The sequence below is a fragment of the Martelella lutilitoris genome (assembly GCF_005924265.1).
GTDB lineage: Bacteria > Pseudomonadota > Alphaproteobacteria > Rhizobiales > Rhizobiaceae > Martelella > Martelella lutilitoris.
In genome coordinates this window covers 1-21,206 of record NZ_VCLB01000005.1, presented here as the reverse complement: position 1 = coordinate 21,206, position 21,206 = coordinate 1, and the positions used below count along the sequence as shown (strand labels likewise).

The 21,206-nt window shown below is 60.4% G+C and carries 13 protein-coding genes; 4 read left to right on the top strand and 9 right to left on the bottom strand.

Annotation, left to right across the window (positions count from 1 at the left end; genetic code table 11):
- Positions 1–151: 151 nt before the first annotated feature.
- Both FF124_RS09255 and FF124_RS09250 read left to right on the top strand, forming a co-directional pair.
- Positions 152–1,306, top strand: a complete 1,155-nt coding sequence (locus FF124_RS09255) for a thiolase domain-containing protein (RefSeq protein WP_138748223.1) — start codon at positions 152–154, stop codon at positions 1,304–1,306.
- Positions 1,303–1,698, top strand: a complete 396-nt coding sequence (locus FF124_RS09250) for a Zn-ribbon domain-containing OB-fold protein (RefSeq protein ID WP_138748222.1) — start codon at positions 1,303–1,305, stop codon at positions 1,696–1,698. Before FF124_RS09255 ends, FF124_RS09250 begins: the two co-directional genes overlap by 4 nt.
- 73 nt (positions 1,699–1,771) lie before the next feature.
- Here the strand turns inward: FF124_RS09250 and FF124_RS09245 are convergent, their stop codons facing one another.
- From FF124_RS09245 to FF124_RS09225, 5 genes are all read right to left on the bottom strand, one after another.
- On the bottom strand, positions 1,772–2,545 hold the full coding sequence (locus FF124_RS09245) for an SDR family oxidoreductase (protein WP_138748221.1): 774 nt from the start codon (positions 2,543–2,545) through the stop codon (positions 1,772–1,774).
- 22 nt (positions 2,546–2,567) lie between these two features.
- Complete coding sequence (locus tag FF124_RS09240) at positions 2,568–3,353, bottom strand: SDR family NAD(P)-dependent oxidoreductase (protein WP_138748220.1); 786 nt, start codon at positions 3,351–3,353, stop codon at positions 2,568–2,570.
- A 2-nt stretch (positions 3,354–3,355) separates the two neighbouring features.
- A complete protein-coding gene (locus FF124_RS09235) occupies positions 3,356–4,627 on the bottom strand; it encodes an acyl-CoA dehydrogenase family protein (RefSeq protein ID WP_246072363.1) in 1,272 nt (423 codons plus the stop codon).
- Positions 4,628–4,705: 78 nt separating this feature from the next.
- Positions 4,706–5,482 (bottom strand): enoyl-CoA hydratase-related protein, encoded by a 777-nt coding sequence (locus tag FF124_RS09230; RefSeq protein WP_138748218.1) that lies wholly within the window; start codon positions 5,480–5,482, stop codon positions 4,706–4,708.
- A gap of 9 nt (positions 5,483–5,491) precedes the next feature.
- Positions 5,492–6,721, bottom strand: a complete 1,230-nt coding sequence (locus FF124_RS09225) for a 3-hydroxyacyl-CoA dehydrogenase (protein WP_246072343.1) — start codon at positions 6,719–6,721, stop codon at positions 5,492–5,494.
- A 352-nt stretch (positions 6,722–7,073) separates the two neighbouring features.
- Between FF124_RS09225 and FF124_RS09220 the strand changes: the two genes are divergently transcribed.
- Positions 7,074–8,150, top strand: coding sequence for a phosphotransferase family protein (locus FF124_RS09220; protein WP_138748216.1), 1,077 nt, complete (start codon positions 7,074–7,076; stop codon positions 8,148–8,150).
- Positions 8,151–8,222: 72 nt separating this feature from the next.
- Here FF124_RS09220 and FF124_RS09215 read toward each other — a convergent pair whose 3' ends face one another.
- The gene (locus tag FF124_RS09215; RefSeq protein WP_138748215.1) at positions 8,223–8,903 is read right to left on the bottom strand and encodes a TetR/AcrR family transcriptional regulator; all 681 of its coding nucleotides are present in this window, start codon (positions 8,901–8,903) and stop codon (positions 8,223–8,225) included.
- Positions 8,904–9,096: 193 nt separating this feature from the next.
- On the opposite strand from FF124_RS09215, the gene FF124_RS09210 reads away from it, so the two are divergent.
- Positions 9,097–9,885, top strand: a complete 789-nt coding sequence (locus FF124_RS09210; protein WP_138748214.1) for an enoyl-CoA hydratase — start codon at positions 9,097–9,099, stop codon at positions 9,883–9,885.
- Positions 9,886–11,167: 1,282 nt separating this feature from the next.
- On the opposite strand, the gene FF124_RS09200 is transcribed toward FF124_RS09210, so the two are convergent.
- The 3 genes from FF124_RS09200 to FF124_RS09190 form a co-directional block, all read right to left on the bottom strand.
- Positions 11,168–16,444, bottom strand: coding sequence for a sacsin N-terminal ATP-binding-like domain-containing protein (locus FF124_RS09200; protein ID WP_187326884.1), 5,277 nt, complete (start codon positions 16,442–16,444; stop codon positions 11,168–11,170).
- A gap of 193 nt (positions 16,445–16,637) precedes the next feature.
- On the bottom strand, positions 16,638–19,085 hold the full coding sequence (locus tag FF124_RS09195) for a S8 family peptidase (RefSeq protein WP_246072341.1): 2,448 nt from the start codon (positions 19,083–19,085) through the stop codon (positions 16,638–16,640).
- The gene (locus FF124_RS09190) at positions 18,991–20,076 is read right to left on the bottom strand and encodes an AAA family ATPase (protein WP_138748211.1); all 1,086 of its coding nucleotides are present in this window, start codon (positions 20,074–20,076) and stop codon (positions 18,991–18,993) included. Before FF124_RS09190 ends, FF124_RS09195 begins: the two co-directional genes overlap by 95 nt.
- Positions 20,077–21,206 lie beyond the last annotated feature (1,130 nt).

Here is a 21,206-nt window from a genome sequence, read left to right as displayed (position 1 = left end):
ACGCATCGCATAGTGATTTTTTTTTGTCGCATAATGATAACTCATTCTGCCAAAGCTTTACTCCGACCCGCTGTGCGGTTACCTCATCAAGCCATGATGCCGACCATGTGGGAAGCCCGGTCACAGCGCGACAGGGCGCGTAGGAGGAGCGATGACAATCAGGAAACAGGCAGCGATCGTGGGTATCCACGAGCACCCGCTGCGCCATGCACCGGACAAGTCCGTCTGGCAGCTTCATTTCGAGGTGGCTCGCGGGGCGCTTGCAGATGCGGGGCTCTCGTTTGCCGATGTGGATGGCTATTTCTGCGGAAATGATGCCACCGGCGGCGGACTGGCGATGGCCGACTATCTTGGATTGCGTCGCTTGCGCCATCTCGATTCGACCGATATGGGCGGCGCCACCTATGTGATGCACCTCGCCCATGCCGCCGAGGCGATCGCAATGGGGAAATGTCGCGTCGCGCTGTGCACCCTGGCCGGCAAACCCCGCACCGCGCCGCCACCGGTGGTCGTGCGCGGCGCTGAGGGAAGCTATGAGGCGGAATACCAGGGAAGCCCCCCCAATCTCTACGCGCTGGCGGCGCGACGGCACATGCATGAATTCGGCACCACCAGCGAGGATCTCGCCTGGATCAAGGTCGCCGCATCACACCACGCGCAGCACAATCCCAATGCATTCCTGCGTAATGTTCTGACCGTCGAGGATGTCGTGAACTCTCCCATGGTCGCCGATCCGCTGCACAGGATGGATTGTTGCGTGGTCACGGATGGCGGTGGCGCCTTCGTGATGACAACACCCGAGATTGCTCGCGAGCTCCGAAAACCGTTGGTGAGCCTTCTGGGGGCTGCCGAAACGGTCGGCGGCCAGTTCGGTGGACACGGAATCGACCTCACCCGATCGGGCATCGCAGATTGCGGCCCGCGCGCGATCGAGGAAGCCGATATCGCGCTTTCCGACATCAAATATGCATCAATCTACGACAGTTTCACAATTACGGCACTGATACAGATCGAGGACATGGGTTTTTGCGAAAAGGGCAAGGGCGGCGCCTTCGTGCGAGACGGCAACCTGATTTCCGGTATCGGCCGCCTGCCCTTCAACACCGATGGCGGCGGACTTTGCAGCAATCACCCGCAAAACCGCGGCGGTATGACAAAAGTCCTGGAGGCCGTCCGGCAGTTGCGCGGCGAAGCGCATCCCGCCGTTCAGGTGCCGAACTGCGACCTGGCGCTCGTCACCGGCGTCGGCAATCTCTTGACCGTACGCCATGGCGCCGCCGCAGCAATTCTGGAGCGAAGCGAATGACCAACCTCCTTCTGGAAATCAATCCCGAGGCCCGCCACTTCTGGAAGGCTGCAGAAGACGGACACTTCCTGATAGGACGCTGCCTGTCCTGCGGCGAGGCGCACTGGTATCCTCGCGATTTCTGTCCGTTGTGCGAAAGCATCGACACACGGCAGGAACGCAGTCCCGGCGCAGGCGAGATCTATTCCTGGACGATCATGCGCCGTCCCGCCGACGCTCTTTTCGCACTCGGCTATGTCGATCTCGACGAAGGCCCGCGCATCTACGTCCGCTTTCGCAAACGAGATCACGAAAGGCTCGCCGTGGGCCGGCGGGTGAGGATGACGTTCGAAACCGCCGGCAGCGGCAACAAGTTTCTGGTCGCGGCCCTGGTGGACGGCGCCGGGCCCTGACCGGCACGATACGCTCTTGTGCCGATGATCATGGGCCCTTCGATATCGCGCGAAGGCCCTTCATACCTGCCGGTCAGGCGAGACCTTCGGTGTATCGCCGCCGCAATTTGCGCATGCCGCCGATCCAGCGATCGTAATCCTCGGTTTTCCTGCGCAGATATTCCTTCACCTCGGGATGGGGCAGCACGAGAAACCGCTCTTCCTCGATTGCCGCGAGGCAGTCCTCGGCCACATGCTCTGGCTCGAGCAGCCCGTCAACAGAGGCCACTCCACCTTCCTTGCCCTTGAGCATGTTCGTCTTCACGGCCTGCGGGCACAGCACGGAGACCCGGATGCCCTCGTCGCCATGAGCGAGCGCGAGCCACTCCGAAAAGGCGACGGCAGCGTGTTTCGTCACCGCGTAGGGCGCGGAGCTGACATGGCTGAGCAGCCCTGCCGCGGAGGAGGTGTTGAGAAAATAGCCACCCCCGCGCGCGATCATGTGGGGGAGCATGTGGCGGGCCGCCCAGACGTGCGCCATCACATTGACCTCCCACATCTTCTGCCAGGCCGCGTCGGACACATCGACGCCCCCGCGTATCGATATACCGGCATTGGAGCAGAACAGATCCACCGGACCGATGTCGCGTTCGATCCGGGTCACCAGCGCCTCGATCTCATTCTCGCCGGAGACATCCACGCCGATCCCGGTGCCTCCGATCTCCTCCGCTGTCGCCACGGCACCCTCGCCGTCAAGGTCGGCGCAAACGACGTGGCGCGCCCCCGCAGCGTGGAAGCGTCGGGCCAATGCCTGCCCGATTCCGCCCGCGGCGCCCGTCACGACGCAAATTCGACCCGCGACATTCATCTTCGCTCCTCCGTTTTCGATCTCAATTCCACAGCGACGTTCCGCCGCAGACGGTGATTTCCTGCCCCGTGACGTAATTGCTGGCATCTGAAGCCAGGAACACCGCGACACCGGCGAAATCCTCCGGCTCTCCGAGCCGCCGCAACGGGATTTTCGACCGGGCACGCTCCTCGCCTTCGGGCGTGTCCCACACGGCCTTGGCGAACTCGGTGCGCACGAGGCCGGGCAGGATGGCGTTGGCACGAATGCCGAATGGCCCGAACTCCAGCGCCAGATTGCGCACGAGGTGGACAAGGGCCAGTTTGGACATCCCGTATACCCCTTGGGTCGGCGAGGGCCGCAGCGCGCCGACGCTGGACGTGAACATCATCGCACCGCCGCCACGCGCCTTCATGTCGTCCGCCACCAGGCGGGCCAGCCATAGATTGGCCTGCACATTGACCTGCATGGTTTTCTCGTAGGCCGCGTCCGGTATTTCCGAGATTGGCCCGAAGAACACATTCACTCCGGCGTTGCCGACGAGGATGTCGACTGGGCCGGCGAGTTTGCGGGTTTCCTCGACAAGTGCCTCCAACTCGGCCTTGCGCCCTGCATGCGCGGCTACCCCATGGGCGCGGGGCGCCAACCCCTTGCGAGCGCATGCAGCGTTGATCCAGGCCGCAGCCTCGTCCAACTGTTCCTGCTTGCGCGACGAGATCACCACCGTCGCGCCATGCAAGGCCAGCGCCTCTGCCATGACCCTGCCCATGCCCCTCGAAGCGCCGGTAAGCAACGCCACCCGGCCGGAAAGATCGAAAAGATCCGCCATCGTCACGGCCCCCCGAAAAGCATGCCGCCGCGGGTCTCCGCCCGGGCCGCCTGCATCCGATCGGCCGACGCTTCGAAGGCCTGACGCTCAGCGCGGGCGACAACGAAGTGATGAACCTCGTCCGGCCCGTCGGCAAACCGCAACAGACGTTGCATGATGTACATTTCGGAGAGCGGCGACCAGTGACTGAGGCCCGTGGCACCGTGGACCTGCATCGCATCGTCGATGATCTTCGCGCAGCGCTCCGGCACCATGGCCTTGATCTTGGAGACCCAGATCCGCGCTTCCTTGTTTCCCAGAACATCCATCGCACGCGCGGCCTTGAGCACCATGAGGCGCATCGCGTCGATTTCGATACGCGCACGGGATATCGTTTCCATGTTCTTGCCGAGATCGATGATCTTCTTGCCAAAAGCCTCGCGGGTCAGGCCGCGATGAATCATCAGGTCGAGCGCTTTTTCCGCTGCACCGATCGAGCGCATGCAATGATGAATGCGCCCCGGACCAAGCCTTAGCTGACTGATTTCGAAGCCGCGTCCCTCGCCCCAAAGAATATTCTCTTCAGGCACGCGAACGTCATGGAAGCGGATCTGCATGTGGCCGCGCGGCGCGTCGTCGTGGCCGAAAACCCGCATCGGGCCGACGATTTCCACTCCGGGCGCGTCCATTGGCACCAGGATCTGGCTTTGCTGGCGGAATGTCTCCGCGTCCGGCGACGTCCGGGCCATGACGATCATCACCTTGCAGCGCGGGTCGCCCGCCCCCGAGATGAAATACTTCTCGCCGCTGATCACCCATTCGCCGTTCTGCAGAACCGCGCGGGTTGAGATGTTCCTGGCATCCGATGAAGCCACGTCCGGCTCCGTCATGGCGAAGGCCGAACGGATCTCGCCATTCAGGAGCGGCTTGAGCCAGCGTTCCTTCTGCGCCGGGGTGCCGACCCTCTCTAGCACTTCCATATTGCCTGTGTCGGGTGCCGCGCAGTTCAGCGACTGCGAAGCGAGCGGATTCTTGCCAAGCTCGAATGCGATGTAGGCGTAGTCAAGATTGGAAAGCCCCTCTCCGGTTTCCGCGTCGGGCAGAAAGAAGTTCCATAGCCCTTCCGCCTTTGCCTTTGCCTTGAGGTCCTCGATGATCTCGAGCTGGCCGGGTGCGTACTGAAAACGCTCGGGCCGTCCTTCGCCAAGCCGCTCATATTCGATATAGGCTGGCTCGCAATGCTCCAGGACATGCCGTTTCACCTTCTCCAGCAGCGGTTGGGCCGCCTCGGACATTGCCAGTTGGTTCAGTTCGTTCTCGATGTCTCGCACGGACATTCCCCCTCGGTTTGCGTTAGTAAGCCGATCCGCGGCTCAGCGGTTATTCCAGACGGGTTTGCGCTTCTCGACGAACGCCTTCACGCCCTCGGCGAAGTCCTCCGTCCGGCGCAACTCGGCCAGCACCTCGCGGTTGAAAAGCAGGCTCTCTTCAAGGCGCGCGATCGCGTCCATGTAGTTGAGAACCCGCTTGGTCGCGCGCAGCGCCGAGGGCGAGACCGCGGCCAACTCGTCGGCCATCCTCATCGCTCGCGCCATCAGTTCGGCCTGCGGCACGACCTCGTTTACGAAGCCCATTGCGGCGCCCTCCACCGCACCGACACGGCGTCCGGTAAGGATCAGTTCCAGCGCTTTCTTGCGGCTTGTCTCGCGGATCAGTCTCTGGATTCCGGAGGCTGCGGGGAAGAACCCCACCTTCACTTCCGGCAGGGCGAATGTCGCGTTGTCGGCGGCAAGGATGATGTCGCACGACAGGGCCATCTCGAAACCGCCACCCACGGCGAAACCGTTCACGGCCGCGATCACCGGCTTGTCCAGATCGAAGCGCGCGACGATGCCGCCGAAGCCAGTCGGCTGCGATGCGCCCTTGCCGCCATTGGCAGTATATTTCAGATCGTTGCCGGCAGAGAAGGCCTTCTCGCCCGCCCCGGTGAGCACAGCGACCCAGAGATCGGGATCGGCAGCGAACGCGTTCCACGCGGCATGCATCTCATCATGCATTGGCGCATGGACGGCATTGTAGAGCTCCGGTCGGTTCATGGTGAGTACCAGCACTTTGCCGCGTTTCTCGGTGGTGATGAATTCGTAGGACACCGGTCGCTCCTATCGTTCGCGCCCGGTCTTGAGACCGCCGAAATCGAGTTCGGTGAAGCGCCCCCCTCCGGCCGCCAGCGTCCGCAGCGCCCTTGCCGGCGTACAGGAGGGATCTTCCGCGCCGAGCCGTTCCATGCGCGCCAGCACTGCCGGCGCCCCGACCATATCGGCGAAATACATAAGCCCGCCTTTTTCTCGCGGCCAGCCATAGCCGTTGAGCCAAATCACATCGATATCCGAGGCGCGCTGTGCCTTGTTATCCTCGAGGACCTTCACCGCCTCGTTGATCATCGGAAAGATGCAGGTTTCGACGATCTCGTCATCACCCATCGCCGCAGCCTGTCCGCCGGAAAACTCCCGAACCAAACGCTCAGTCACTTCGGAGGGGGCGGGCCGGCGATCCTCGTCGTAGTCGTAGAACCCGGCATTGGTCTTCTGACCCCGCCGTCCCATCTCGCAAAGCGCGTCACGCACCGGATTGCCCGTGCTCCCGCCCCTCGACCAGCCGATATCCAGGCCGGCCAGATCGGTCATCTGAAAGGGACCCATGCGAAAACCGAAACCGGTGATCGCCGTGTCGATCGTCCAAGGCATGACGCCTGCCGCAAGCAGCCGGTTCGCCTGTTCCTGACGACGGCGCAGTATCCGGTTCCCTACAAAACCGGGACAGACACCGACCAGCACGGCGACCTTGCCGATCCGCCGCGCCAGCTCCATCGTCGTGACCACGACATCATCAGACGTCCGTTCGCCCCGCACCACCTCGACGAGCTTCATCACGTTGGCTGGAGAGAAGAAGTGCAGCCCAATCACATCACCGGGTCGCGCCGTGACGGCGGCGATCTCGTCAATATCCAGCGCGGACGTATTGGTCGCTAAGATCGCGCCGGGCTGCATCAGGGTCTCGAGCCGGGCGAAGATATCCTTCTTCACACGCATGTCCTCGAAGACGGCCTCAATGACCAGATCGTTTCCCGCGAGCGCATTAAAATCGAGAGTGCCGGAGAGCCTCGCTATGCGGGCTTCAACTTCTTCGTGCGAGAAGCGGCCCTTGTCGGCGCTTCGCTGATAGTTGGCCCGGATTCTGCCGAATCCGCGATCGAGCGCGTCCTGGCTGGTTTCCACAAGCGTCACCGGAATGCCGGCGGCCGCGAAGTTCATCGCGATCCCGCCCCCCATGGTGCCGGCGCCGATGATGCCGACCCCAGCCACCGGACGCCGCGGCGTGTCGCGCAACACGCCGGGAACCTCCCAGGCAGAACGCGTTGCCTCGGCGATATAGGCCTCGACCTCCGGGACGGAGACGTCGCTCATCGAACATTCCTTCTCGTCGCAAAGCTGCGGTCGCCATCGCCATCAACGGTGCTGACGACGATGAAAATTGTTAGCCGATAAAGTTTCCTGACATTTGTCAGGATCGACTGATAGGTGACTTCCACCCGCCCGTCAACCCCTGCCGGCAAGCCAAGCCGGACGCTTCCCGCGACGCGATAACGGTAATTGACCCGATGAGCGGAAGTCGCTAAGTGGTAATCCTGACATTTGTCAGGAAACACGACGAAAGGCCGCCCTACAGCGGAAAGCGACGCCGATGAGCACCCGAAACGCCAATTCCTCGGCAGTGACGATTCCGCCGCTGCCCAATCATCGCTTCGACGAGGCAGCGCTGGCGCGCTGGCTTTCGGACAGCCTTCCGGACACCCGGGACGGTCTGAGGGTCGAGCAATATCAAGGAGGAATGTCGAACCCGACCTTCCTTCTAACCCTCCCGTCAGGGCGGCGTTACGTGCTGCGCAAGAAGCCCCCGGGCAAGTTGCTCCCCAAGGCTCATGCCATTGACCGGGAATACCGGGTCATGCGCGCGCTGGAGGACAGCGGCGTGCCGGTGCCGCGGATGATCGCCTATTGCGACGATCCTGGCGTGATCGGGGCGGAATTCTTCGTGATGGAGCACATGGAGGGACGGATCATCCGTTCGGTGGCGATGGACCCGTTGCCGAGAACCGAGCGCGTCGAACTGGCCTGGTCTCTCGTCGACACGCTGGCGGCGTTGCACAAGGTGGACTGGCGTACAGCAGGACTGGAAGGTTTCGGCCGGCCGGAAGGTTATCTGGCGCGGCAGACGGCACGATGGTCGGCCCAGTACGAAGCTGCCAAATCCGACCTGCCGAAGAACTTCGACTACAGCCAGATGGATTGGCTGAGAGACTGGCTGCTCAAGCACAGCCAGGTGTCCGACGAGAGCACCATCGTCCATGGCGATTACCGGCTAGGCAACGTCGTGGTCCACCCCCGCGAACCGCGGGTGATCGGCGTACTCGACTGGGAACTCTCCACCATCGGCCACCCGTTGGCCGACCTGGCCTATCTGTGCCTGCATTACCGCTTGCCCCTGGATCTGCCCGGCGTTCAGGACCTGCTGGCCGCCGGCTTGCCGCCGGAGAAAGACATCCTCGCGCGCTACCGCACGGCGACGGGGCGCGACGATATCCCGGACTGGCCGGTCTTTCTTGCCTTTTCCTGCTTCCGTTCAGCAGCGATCAGCCAGGGCGTGGCAGCGCGTGCAGCGCGTGGAACCGCCAGCAGCGCCAGCGCCGACCCGGAAAAGGACGGCACTCGTGCCAGACGCGTCGCTGAAGCAGGCGCCCGGATCGCCCGCTCGATGTAAAGCACCTCCTTGTGACGGCACGTCACAACCCGGGAAAATGCCTCGCCAGGCGTCAGGCGTTGCCCCTTTAGCCTAGCCGGTCACGGCCCGAACCATTGCCGCTGCTCCGGCCGCTGCAACGTCCACAATCGTCTCTTGCGATGCGTCCTTGTTGAGCCAGTCACGCAACGGCCCGAAACCGGCAAGGAAAATCAGCAGGTTGGCGAGGACCTCCAGTCTCCGCTCATCCACGGGGTGGGCCGTGCGCGTCCGCAATTCGTCGGCCACGTCTTTGATCAACGCGATTTCACGCGCGTGCATAAGCCGGCGGTCGTCATCGAGCATGTGCGGTACAGACCGGTAAATCAGCACCGTGCCCTTGCGCCGAAGCTGCAATGTGTCGCGAAAATAGCGGGCGAAGGCATCCTCCAGCGTCAGATCCGGATCACCCAGCAGTTCCGCCAGTGTCGGGACGTCCTGGCGGAACCAGACCTGGTTCATAAGCCGGCGCAGGATATCGTTCTTGTTAGCGATGTAGTCGTATATGCTTGCCTGGTTAACCCTGGAACGCCCGCAGATATCGCGGATCGTCGTCGAGGCGAAGCCTTTCTCCAGAAAGAGATCAAGCGCAGCATCGCAAATCTGTTCACGCCGTTTCTGCACCAGCGTCTGGTTCTGAACGCTGTGTATCTCCGCCTCTTCCAGCAGCTTTTCGCGGATCGCGCCTATTCGGTTCTTCTTTTCCTGACTTATGGACAAAAGGCTCCACTCCAACCATCAACTCTGATGCGCAACCCTAGCCAAGACCGAACGGGCTGGCAATCGAAGCACCTGCGCGGACGCCGGCAGGACAGCCGAAATTCCTTGACCAATACGCGGTGAAACGACATCCTGACATTTGTCAGTTCCGACTAGTGCAACCTGAGTCACGTCTACCCGAAAGCGTCGAGCAAAAAGGAAAGCAAGCATGCCCGAGGTTTTGAAATCCGAGCTTGCGGATGGCCTGTTGATCCTCACGCTTAGCCGCCCCGAAAAGCGTAACGCACTCAATCTAACTCTCGCGCGGGCGTTGCGGGACGCGACGGAGGCTGCCGCGAACGACCCTTCGGTTCGTGCCGTTCTTCTCACCGGCACACAGGGTCATTTCTGTGTCGGCGGCGATGTGGCCGAAATGGCCAGTTCCGAGGCGAGCGCAGCGAAAGAACGCCTGGCCGGTCTTCGCGAACGCATGGACACCGTACGCCAACTCCACGACATGCCGAAACCGACCATCGCTGCCATTGAGGGATCTTGCGCCGGCGCCGGATTGTCCTTGGCCCTCGCCTGCGACCTGCGGCTTTGCGCCGAAGACGCGAAGATCACGACGGCATTCGCCAAGATCGCGCTCTCGGGAGATTTCGGCGGTTCCTGGTTTTTGACGCAGCTACTCGGAGGTGCGAAGGCGCGCGAACTCTACCTCACCTCGCCAATTCTCACCGGTGCCGAAGCCGCTCGAATCGGCTTGGCGACACGGGCCCTGCCCGCCGCAGACCTGCAGGGCGCAGCACGGCAGTTCGCCGCCACACTCGCAAAAGGCCCAACAGACGCGCTTGGGCGAATGAAGGAAAATATCGCGAAAGCGGAAGCGGGCTCCACGCTCGCAGAGTGTCTCGATCTCGAAGCCCGGAATCACATCCATTGCGCAGCGAGTGCCAACCACCGGGAAGCTGCAGCGGCTTTCACGGAAAAACGTAAACCCGTATTCAACGCGCACTAAGGCAAACAGGACAAATCGCGCACCGGATGTCCTCAGGTTTTTGCTTCCGACAGAAGCCGGAAAGAGCATAAGACAAGCCGTAAAGATGTACCGATCAAAGATCGACTTAGGCACTGATCGGGCGCTATCGACCAAAAGGCTTCATGGGGCCAGCGCTTGCCAAGCCCTTCGATACTTCTGATCTCTCTTAAGCGCTGGGCGGTGTGGACGGATTGCCGCAGTTTGAAGAAATGGGCTCCCCGGCTTAGCTTTGTCCGTTTCATGGGATGTCGACCAATTGGATGTGTTTAGGCGTGGACTAAGGACCCCGTTAGAGGGGTGATCGGCTTCCAACAGGAACCCTTCTGGCACAGGGGTTACAACAACCTCCGGTTTATCTTGGAGGCTTTGTATTTGGATGCTTGTTGTGGAAACAATTGCAAAGATACGCCGGCTTGCGCTGATGAAAGGCATGCCGAACAAAGCGAGCTGCCGGGAATTGGGTATTTCGCGTAAAGTGGTTCGGAAGGTTCTGCGCGGCGGTGGCTGCTGGAAAAACGCATCAGTTGCGCCCCTGCCCACAAACAGGTCGAACAGCCACAGCGCACGGTCTGGGACGTCTTCGAGGAAGAGCGAGCCAATCTGATCGGATATCCGGTTGATCAATGGGGGGCGAGGCCCGTCAGCGAGGCTACCAAACGCGATCTATGCCCACCGATAGATATCGATAGGCATTGAAGGAATTTATTTTTGTTTACAGTATGTTAAGCCGCGTCTCAGTGCGCAATCAGCAGCGTTCGGATGGGCCTGAACCATTCCCACTCTAATATTTTTCATGTCCTAAGGAATTGATTTTCTTACAGAAAATTTCCTTTTCGGCTCCCCGCGCCGTGACCAGACCCGTCAAAAAGTTAGCCTCTTGATTTTGCTATATTTTTTTGGAATTTCACGACAGAAAAATTCTGTGAACTATCGGCCGTTTCGCGTTGAGACGTAGACGACAAACGTCGAATCTAGCGCCCCGATAAAGTACCGTCAAAACCGGCAAAATCAATATACCCACCTCGATCCTGGATCGCCGGGATGGCCGGTTCGAACCGAGCACATTGCATGGACGACAGAGGTTGAGAGGGTGACCGGTAGATTGTTCAATCTCGGTCGGTATCTTGCGACCGGCAGCCGGTTAGGTCAGCTCGTTTCCGATATTCCTGATTTTGCTGAAGGTGCCAAAACTTGCGAGCTTATACTCGCCAATGCCCGTGAGACGCGATCACAAAGGACGCTTAGAAGGGGCTGTCCGTCACTAGCGCGCCAGGGGAAAGAGCAATCGCACGCCGGTGCTTTGCTGCTCGGCAAAAAAGGCAAGACCGGCCCGACTGCGGGGGTTAGGCAGTGGAAATATCGATGCTCGTTCGGGCTGCAGCGCATTCATGACGTAAAGAATGCGATATCGAAACCGCTTGTCCGCCTTGCATGACTCGGCATGCGCGATTTCGCTCGAACCAAGTTCTATAGTCTGCCTAGCTTGGGGCTCGACCAACTTCGTTGCTTTAACCTCGAAAAACCAACGTGTTCCACCATTGGCCACTTCGAAGTCGTACCCCAGTCCGTCATTACCCTTTTCTCCGCAGATGTGCTGCCGATAGCCCGATTTCCAAGCACTTTCGTCGACGACGCGTTTGGCGCCAAAGCGCTGCTTCAGCCAGTTGAAGGCGATGGCTTCGCCGAAGAACCCAATGACTTCGCGTTCGTCGTCGGAAAGCCTCGGCGCTCCACCCCCGCCGCCGCCAACACCACCCCCGCCGCCACCTCTCGACGTCCGGATGGCGATTGGGGTGCCGCGCACCGTGCGCGTTGACGTCGCTAAGAGTGCCGCGTTCCGCGCAACCCCGCTCGCGATTTGGTTTACGAGCATGCTGAGCGTATCGGCACCAATTGTGAAGACACCACCACTGTGCTCGATAGTTCGGCGGCGTGTTGCCGCTGCCTTGCGGGCCGCCTGTTCGTCACGTGCGAATTTGGAGCGTTCCGCCTCAGATAAGCCAATGGCATCGAGCGATAGCGGCCAATCCTTCGGCCACATTCCGCTGCGCGACATCCAACCAAGAGCGGCACCTTCTGTCAGCCTGTCAAAGTCCATCCACCCTCCCGACGAGGCAGCCTTAACAAGATTGCCTTCGACCTCGGCGAGTGAAAGCCATTGCTGGCGCAGCGGGCTCTCCTGTTCTAACCGGATCAGCACGGCCTCGCGAAGGCGCGAAGCCCAAGACCGGAGCTGGCGCTGATTGTGGTCGCGAACAGCATCTATCGCTTCGCGGCCCTCGGGGAGGTCGGCGACCGAAACGACACCGTTTACTGCCATCCAGCGATCGAGCCAGCCCTGCATCACATCTTGGTCGAGACTGATAGCTGTCCGACCGAAGTCCTCAGGAAGGGTCGGAAGCGCCGCGTCGCGGGTTTGCACATACTTGCTGAGGTCGGCGCCGGAAGCGAACATCACTCTGAACGACGCGCGCACGCTTTCACGGATGAACCTGTCTTTTCGCGTCAAGAAAGCCGACAGCGTCGCTTGATGCCGATCCGTGAGATCGAGCCGTGTGTAGGGCGGTCCTAGGCTTTCTAGCGCCGCGTTGAGCCGGGCGAGATCCACCCCAAGCGCGATCGCAACGGGTTCAATCTCCCCCGCCTCACGGCATCGCTTGACCAAGCTGTCTGGCTCCACCGGTAACAGGTGCGCCAGTGCCACAAGGGAGGCTCTCACATCGTCTTCGCTGTGGAGTCCACGACCGGTTACAAAATCGGCAGCAGCGTCCTGCCCGGCAAACAGCGCGACGAATGGCCGTAGCGTCCTGAGCAGATTGCCGATCGACGCGCGAGAAGCACCGAGGACACGGCCGACCACCTCGACCGGCATATTCAGGATCGCAGCATAGTCCTCATGGTTTGAGGCGAGCGCATCTGGTCCCAACTGCGCAGCGAAGGCGAGAATAGGCTCGCCAATGAAGCGGCGACTACCGAGCGCCTCTCCGAGGGGCTCGGCGATCGCGACAAGCAGCCGGCCGCTTTCTTTGAGCTCGCTATGACAAAGCACCGTCTGCCCGTAATCGTCTTTGTGAAGCACGGCGCGTGTGGCGAACATCGGGACGGGGTCCACAACCGTCCCTGCCCGGATCGAAAGGTCGTCCAGGAAGCGGATTCGCAGTTGAGAAAGTCGTTCGAGAACCTGTTCGATCGGTCCTCGATAAAGGCTGTTGCGATAACGCTGCGTGAGAACAACGATCTCTCGGATCACATCTCCCAGCATGTCTTCGATCAAGGGTTCGCCAGAGTTGAAGCGGATTGGTTCGCCGCCAGACTCGAAGCTTGCCTGGATCGCCGAGGCCCGACGGACCCTATCTGGAAAGCGCGTCGCCAAATAGGCGCCCACCTCGCCAGCGCGATTCGGTGGCGGCTCGATAACGAGTGTTCCGGCGCCCGATTGTGCCGTCGCGGCAAAGAGCTGTCGGTCATCTCCATCTGAAACGACAACAGCTGGCGCGTCGGGGAGATCAGGCGATGCAACTGTCACTTCGCCGTTTACACGCCCCAGCAATCGAAGCTGTGGAGGTGGAAGTTGCTGGAGGTCCGCCTGCTGCCAAGCGTCCTGACTAGCGGAATAGATTCGCTCCTTGTCGACCTGATGAGTGGCGCGGTCGACGAGATCACCAGCCATGGATAGAAAACGCCATGCGGAGGTACGATTGCCATATTCCGACAGTCCGGCGCCTCGAAGCTCGGCGGCCGCGAGTTCAGACCGGGACAAGACATCGCGAAGGTCGGGTGAGACAATTGGCAAGAACGGCGGCGGCGTTCTTGTCTCGGTGCCGGGCAACCATGCCGCTTGCAGCCGCTCAAGGCTCCCCTGCGACAGAGGGACCCATGCCACGCCTCGGACAAAGGCAGCCAGCGGCGACGGCCATTGCCTGCGATCTGGTGCGTGCGGATGATCTGGTTTGAACACGGTCATACGGAGCACTTCCGGTGACCGCTCGATCATGCGAATGATCTCCCTCGCATAGTCCGGACCAGCGACCGGGGCCAGGGCGTCAAAATCCAGTTGTCCTGGAGCGCGCATCGCGCCGCTCGCGGTGTAGATCGTCTGCGGATTGGCCAAGTTGTTCCCCGGCCCCATCAGAGCTTTCCAGCAATCGGTCTGATCTTTGGGCAGTCCCGCACGAACAGCCAGCGTCGAGGCCAGCGCGTTCGGCCATGCGCGTGGGGCACTTCCTGGCAGTGCTGGAATCGGCCGAAGCGTGTCGGACACGCCAGCCTTGCGCAGGAATGCTTCCCAGTTCTCCCGGTCTCCCGATGCGACCGGCCAATCGGCATAGCGGCGAAGGGCCCGTTCTGCATGGTTATCCAGCTCGGTAGAAATGCCGGCTGCCCGCTCGAAGAGCCGCTCGAGCCCGCCGCCGCCCTTTCGTGCCCAACTGTCGCCGAGATAGGCAATATTTGCACGCGACCATCCTTGGCGCGTCGGAACATGCACGTTGAGCTCGGCCACGATGGCGTCCGCGGTATCCTCCCCGATCACGATCCGCATCATTGCGGTGAGGGCCTGCCACCGCAGACCATCGGGATCCTGCGTCTCCCCGGGCACCGAAATTGCATTCGCCAACAATCGAAGAATTTCGCGACTTTCATACTCGCGCAAGAGCCCATTGCCCACGAAGAACCGGCGCGCCAAGCTGGTTCCGTCTCGGGAAAGCTCCAGGTCTGGATGCAAATAGGCGATGCGGCGTTGCACATTTCGGGGCAGGCTCTTCAAGGCCTCGGCACTGTCGACATTGCGCAAGGGCGGCAGGAAGACCGCGCTCAGACGGCGCCGCTTGCCGCGGGCGAGCACTGGTGCATCCGTGAGGTCGAGCTCGCGCCGCGCGGTAAGCAGCAATTTACGGCCATGCAACGCCTCACCTGCATCCTTGAAGAGCACCCGGACGGAGGCGTAGAACCGGTTCCACCGCTCGATCGACGCCTTCCGCTTCGCAAGATCAGACGCGACTCCCTCCACGACTTCCGCCCGTTCCTCGTTTGTGCAGCTAAGCAGTCGTTTCCCAGCCAAGAATTGCTCGAGCAACCTAAGTCGACCCAAGTCGATGGAAGGGTCCAGCAGGGGAAATGGCGACGTTCTCGCCGCCAAGGCAGGAGTGATGAACTGGTCGGTGGGCCATGCCTTCGCATCAGCGAAAGATGCCCAACCTTCTGGTGCCCGAGTGCCAGGTACCGAAGGTAAAAGCGCATCACGAGACGCGAATATTTTCTTGCGGATCTCGTCTCGTTCCGATCCATTCCACATCAGGAGATCCAGCACGACCTGCCGCGCTTGTTCGTGCGCAAGTTTCACCTTCGCAAGTCGCGCCCCGGCGAGGGCTGCGTCTCGAGCGACGGCAAGAAACATGTGATTCAGCTCGACGCCGCTCTGGAGTGTCAGCCGGTTGAGGCTGGCGAGGAACGGCGCGTCGAGATATCCGGGGAAGGGACCGCCCACATCGGCCCCCATGGGGAGAAAATTATAGAGCCGCCCGTCCAATGGAGGTCCGTCGACAGCAACGGCCACCGAGACGACCGCGTCACCGGTCCAGTTTAGCCAAGCTTCAGGCATCTTCTCGGCCATGACATCTCGCTGTATGACGTCGATGACCGCAGCGTATGGAACGGTTCGTTCAACTACCGTATAGCTTCGATTCCCGCAGGAGACGATCATGAGGCGGAGATCATGCTCGTCGTGGATAACCTGTGACGTCCGTGTCAGCGTGTTGAACACGGGATCGCAGCCGCGTCGTTCGACCGACAACGTCGTGACGCGCGTGAGAAAGAGCTGAACTGGAGGACTTTCCTCCGCAAGACTGCCGAGCTGCGCGGCAACGGATTCCGCGGCTTCAGCGCTTTTCAAAGGCAGCCGCACGACGGTAGCATAGCCGTCTTTCGCCAGCTCCTCGACCGTAACGTTCGAGGCATTGGCGGGGCACCCGAGGTACACGCGCGGCATGCTCGCGATGACGAGCGCGGCGGTGTCGCCAAGCTGCTGGGCCTCAAGGAACCGTGTGAGCGTGGGATCATCCGCGAACTGAAAGCAGAAACCATCAAAATAGCGTGATTCAGGGGTCAGTCTTGAGAAGATTTCCGGATGGGCGCACACTTGGAAGACGCTGAGAAAGCCGACTCCTTTGTTTCCGATGGCCTCGTTCACGTCCTTGGTGGTTCGAGTGGGGCTGCACAGTGCATCGAAGTTGTCGCGCGTGAAGCCGGCGCCATCATTGGCCACGTACAGGGTGCCGTGCGGCCCCTCGCTCATGTCCAGAATGAACTTTATCCGTCCATCGCTTGATGCGCTAGGATGGGCGTCGTGAGCATTCTGGAGGAGTTCGATAATGACGCGGTCGCGATAGCTGTCTGAGACCCGCTCGCACATGCCCTTCAGGTCCGGATAGACGGACAATGCGGGATCCGACAGAAAATGCTGGATACGGCGAAGCGTTTCAGCCCGGATATGCTCTGACGGTGATCCAACCATACTGTTCTTGCTCGAATGATCCAGCATCTGCATTTCTTTCGACATCTCTTGTTTTGGCCAGCCATTTTCCTCAGCGAGCCGTCAAATGTGGCCTTCTTCCATACGGACCGGGGTTGTCCGATGGGGCGGATAACCATGATCTTTACCGCTGGAGGACGCGGCGCGGGAACATGATGGCCGGCGACGTCACCGCGAGCGACGTGTGCGGCCCGCCGACGCCTCACACGACGTTCTCAACGACATTGAGGATCTCAATGGCTGCCTGGACCTCGGCATAGAGTTCAGCATTACTCTCGCCGGCATCGATTTCGACGATCAGCGAAAAGCGGGCAATGAGATCCTGCGGATCGGGAACGGTCTTGGTCTTCCACCAGCCTGCAACAGGATGTACCGCGATCAGATTGCGGCGAGCCAGATCGGATGCCGGGCAGACCAGTTCATCGATGTGCAGTGATCCGACATCGCGGCGATTGCGGCCAAAGGTCCAGTTGTCGTCTTCCTCGACAGCCGGACCTTCCAGCTGCTCGGCAACATCGCTGATGCGGGCCAGGAACGCGACCTGGTTCTCGTTGGGCCGGTTCAGCTTGAAGCGCAGTTTGTGCGAGGCATATCGGAATTTGGAACCTCGCGCCGGCTCGGACGGGTTCGGGTCGATAAAAGTGCTGAGCGCAACGCGCAGCTTCACAGGGCTTTGAACGAGTTTCCTCAATTCCTCGACCGGCCACGGCAACTGGAACACCTTCATCTCATTGTGGACATGCTGCGCCGATGGCTTTTCTGCCTTTCGGTACGGCCTGATTGTATCCTGCACGATGAGGGTCAGGGCATTTGAAGCACTTCGGCGCGCTCGATCAAGATCGGGAACGCCATAGCCATAGCGCTTGAACAACGGCGCATAATCCCCTTTGGCGGGGTTGGCCGGCAGGTGGCTCCTCATCTGAGGAGTCCAGCGAGCAGAGGAAACGAACAGGGCGCGAATGGTTTCCGGCCAAAGGTCGGGGTAGTCCGACCAGATCTCTGTCACCGCCCGTGCTGCCAGCGCAGTGGCACCGCTCGTTTCGCCTGTGGTCGTGAAGGCGCGCTGCGGGTACTGATGATCGGTAGTGAGAAGCGAAAGCGCTGGATGCTTCATCGGTGGAGGAGCACCGTCCACCAGCCAGTTCCCGCCTTCGAAGACGACGTCGGGCTTCAGCGGCCAGTGCGATGACCAACTGGCCGTCCGCGAGGATGGGGCAAGGTCGCCAACTGGCGCCAGCGGCAAACCGACCTCTCCGGCTGGGAGCACATTCTTCTCGGTATAGGCTCCGACGCAGATCGCGTTCCAAGCGTGAGCGGGCGATTCCACCTCGTTGTCGGGAAGATCGCAAACCGACAGGTAATCGTTGTTGTCGAACTGGTTCTGGTTGGTGTTGCCGGCAGACACGAGGACCAGGCGCTTGATCTTCTTGTCGCCGGACACGCCGGAGGCCAGCTGGTCGACCTCGCTCGACCATGACGTAGGCGCTCCATCGTGCGGGGTATCGTCCTCTGTGGTCGTTGCCAACGTAAAGGTGCGCCGGCGGTTCCCGGTGGCCTCGGCGGCGTTGATGCCTTTGCGAGTTACTGCGCCAAGAAGGTGATGGGGATTGTGTCCGGCGTCCGGAATGATCTTGGCCGACTCCAGCCGGTGCCGAACCTGGATGGGATTCATCGTCTGCAATGCCGTGGTGAGGTCGCCGAAGAGAGCGAGGCCGGCGAGCTGAGTACCATGGCCAACCGCATCTTCTAGCCCCCATGCTGGCTCTGCTGCATGGCGATCCCCGACGGCCAGCGCAGGAGCGATCAGCGGATGCGCCCTGCTGACGCCGCGGTCGAGCAAGGTGATGTAATTGGGATCGCCGCCTCCGTCGAACGTCGCCCTACCGACGACGTCATCCACCCATTCAACCTGCTCCTCGATTTCGAGCGCATCGAAATAGTCCGCCGTAACGGTAGGAGCCGCCAGCGCACGAACGCCTGCCAACCGGCGCACCGCCAAGGCCAGAGCATCGCTGGTAGCCGTGCCGATGACGACGATGTCTTCTGGAAATTCTAGGCGATCGGCGCTGAAGGCAACGCCGTAGTCGGGAGCGCCGGCAATGAAACCGGCTGCGGCTTCCTTGTCGAGCCAGATTTCCCAGGGCCGCGAATCATTGCCGTCGGGAAACTTCTGATTGGGGCTACGCCACAGCGCTCGCAAACCCGCTTCGACAATCGCTCCGATGCTCTGGACAAGATCGGCGTTGTAGGGCCGACCTCCCGTTCCGTCCTTCTTGGTTCGGTTCTTCTCGCCGAAGTTGGTGACTTTCTGCCGAAGTTTGTCGATGCCGTTTCCCGAGGCAAACACGGTCGCGCGTGCCGGTTGCTGCTCACCTGCTGCCGGCTGCACCTTCAGGAGTGTCAGGCCACTGGCATCGAGGCCGGACGTCACCATCACCTCTCCCGGCCGCCCCTCGACGTCAAGGTAGAGGCCGGGCCGATTTTCGGCAGCTGGGTTCGGGAGATGATCGAGCGCTTGGAGAAGTGCCTGAGCATGGGCGGCGCGGTTGGCGACATCACTTGGCCTTTTTGACGATCCGCCGCCTTTGGCTTTGAAGAGCTGGGCTTTTCCTAAGCCTTGCAGAATGAAGTGTTTGCGATTCCTCGGCATCCCCGCCCATTCCCCCTATTCCATGCAGTGAGCGGCGGCGATCCAAGGACGCGACGAGTGATGTTGTCTCGACGCTCTCCTGATTAGCCAATACTGCTCGTCTTGCGGCGTCCTCCGCAGCGGCGACAACATCGGCGGTCGACAATCCCTCTGCATGGTGCGCCACATTCGCCCAATCGACATTGTTGGCATCGAAACCGATCAACCGGCGGCGCAATGCCTTTTCAATCGCTGCACCCTTCGGCATTTCGTAGGGCAACACCAGATCGAAGCGACGCAGCACTGCCCGATCCAGAATTTCCGGAAGATTGGTAGTAGCTACGATGATCGACGGACCTGTATCCTCGTCGAGGAATTGCAGGAACGAATTGAGGATGCGGCGCGCCTCTCCAATATCATTTTCAGAGCCCCGCGCTGCAGCAAGCGCGTCGATCTCGTCGAACAGGTACACGCCTCGCGTCGTGCGAACCGCATCGAAAATCATGCGTAGCTTCTGAGCGGTCTCGCCCATGAATTTTGTGATCAGCCCATGCAGCAGCACGGTAAAAAGAGGAAACCTCAATTCACCAGCCAAGGCCGCCGCACTCAAGGTCTTCCCGGTCCCGGGCGGGCCGGCGAACAGGAGCCGCCGGCGCGGCCGCAACCCCTTTTCCTCCAACCGCTCCCGCATGCGGGTTTCGGTGACAATGTGACTGAGCTCGTCCTCGAGATGGAACGGCAAAATGACATCACTGAGCCGTGTAGAGGGATAGCTCGCATCAAGGAAACCGGCGAGATCACCGCGTGGTGTCGCCAGCGGCGTCGGCTTTGCCGCGGCAGGCTCGGGCGGCGTTCGACGGACCTCCGCCCATTGCCGCAGTTGCTCGGCAAGCCTTGTATGCCCTTTCTGGTCTTCGGCGGCAGCAAGCTGCATGGCGAGATCGAAGAAGCGTTCTTCGTCACCTTCGGCGTGACTCTTGACGAGTCCGATCAATTGCTGTGCCGATGCCATATTATTGCGACTTTCACTGCCCCGAGCTGATTTGCGTCGATACTACCGAGAGATGACTTTATATTTATTAAACGTTAATGGAAGAGAGCGACGCCCGATTAGGGAGACGTTCAACCACATTTGTTGAACCTTATACGCCGCCCCGTACACGGCTGCCTCGACCTGCGGAGGGGTTGAGCGCCGACGTGGAGAAGGATCTTAACATCGGAAATGACAACAGCGGCGCGCAAAACCTCCAAAAAAATATGGCCGCCAGCTGGCCTCCCGGCCGACCCACTCTAAGATTTTTACAACCGCAAGAAATTAATTTTATTGTGGAAAACCTTTGTTTTCGCGCTCAACGCCGAGGCGTAGGCCGTCAAAAAGTTATTCTTTTGTTTTTATTATGTTTTTGGCGAATTTCAGGGTCGACAAAAATTTGTGAACTATCGGCACCTATCGGCCATCTCGCGACGAGACATCGATGGCAAACGTCGAATCTGACGCTCCGATAAAGTACCGTCAAAGTTGGCGAAATAAATATACGCACCTCAATGCTGGATCACTGGGATGGCGGGTTGGCCCTGGCGATTATAGAAGCCGCAGCCATTAAGATCCCGCACTTTAAGGTTGGCAACGGTGGTCTGCGTCTGGCGTCCAGTCCCGGCTGACGGTGCCCATCTGAAAGCAGAGGCTCGCTTGAGGCGATCGTAATGTCCGCAATGTTGAACATCCGACACGGCAGATTCACAACCGCGAAAGCGGGACAACGGACATTCGAAGTGCTTCAGTGTTGGGTATGAGGCCGACACACTGTGAACGTTCGGCCGCAGATTTTTTGCTGGCTGTGGATGGCCCGCTATCTTGTTACCGCTGGATATCTAACCGCCAGGAGAAGCCGTGGTGCTAATTTCAGCTGGCAGAAAGCCGGTCCGACACAAAATTCCACTCAGTTGGTTCAAACCTTTGAGATCTTTACGTAAGTCAGATAAAAACTGCGGATCATGCGATGTTATTGCATTCGCTCACCTAGGCTGTGTGGACGGATTTGATGAGGTTGAATGCTGCAGCGATTGACACGATGGCTGAAAAGTTGCGTTTGGTTTTCTCGCAGCGCAGAGCCACCCGTTTGAAGCGCTTGAGCTTTCCTA

Coding starts and splice junctions, on each gene's coding strand:
- FF124_RS09255 (WP_138748223.1), top strand. CDS start 152: ATGACAATCAGGAAACAGGCAGCGATCGTGGGTATCCACGAGCACCCG.
- FF124_RS09250 (WP_138748222.1), top strand. CDS start 1,303: ATGACCAACCTCCTTCTGGAAATCAATCCCGAGGCCCGCCACTTCTGG.
- FF124_RS09245 (WP_138748221.1), bottom strand. CDS start 2,545: ATGAATGTCGCGGGTCGAATTTGCGTCGTGACGGGCGCCGCGGGCGGA.
- FF124_RS09240 (WP_138748220.1), bottom strand. CDS start 3,353: ATGGCGGATCTTTTCGATCTTTCCGGCCGGGTGGCGTTGCTTACCGGC.
- FF124_RS09235 (WP_246072363.1), bottom strand. CDS start 4,627: ATGTCCGAGGCGGCCCAACCGCTGCTGGAGAAGGTGAAACGGCATGTC.
- FF124_RS09220 (WP_138748216.1), top strand. CDS start 7,074: ATGAGCACCCGAAACGCCAATTCCTCGGCAGTGACGATTCCGCCGCTG.
- FF124_RS09210 (WP_138748214.1), top strand. CDS start 9,097: ATGCCCGAGGTTTTGAAATCCGAGCTTGCGGATGGCCTGTTGATCCTC.
- FF124_RS09200 (WP_187326884.1), bottom strand. CDS start 16,444: ATGCTGGATCATTCGAGCAAGAACAGTATGGTTGGATCACCGTCAGAG.
- FF124_RS09195 (WP_246072341.1), bottom strand. CDS start 19,085: ATGCCGAGGAATCGCAAACACTTCATTCTGCAAGGCTTAGGAAAAGCC.
- FF124_RS09190 (WP_138748211.1), bottom strand. CDS start 20,076: ATGGCATCGGCACAGCAATTGATCGGACTCGTCAAGAGTCACGCCGAA.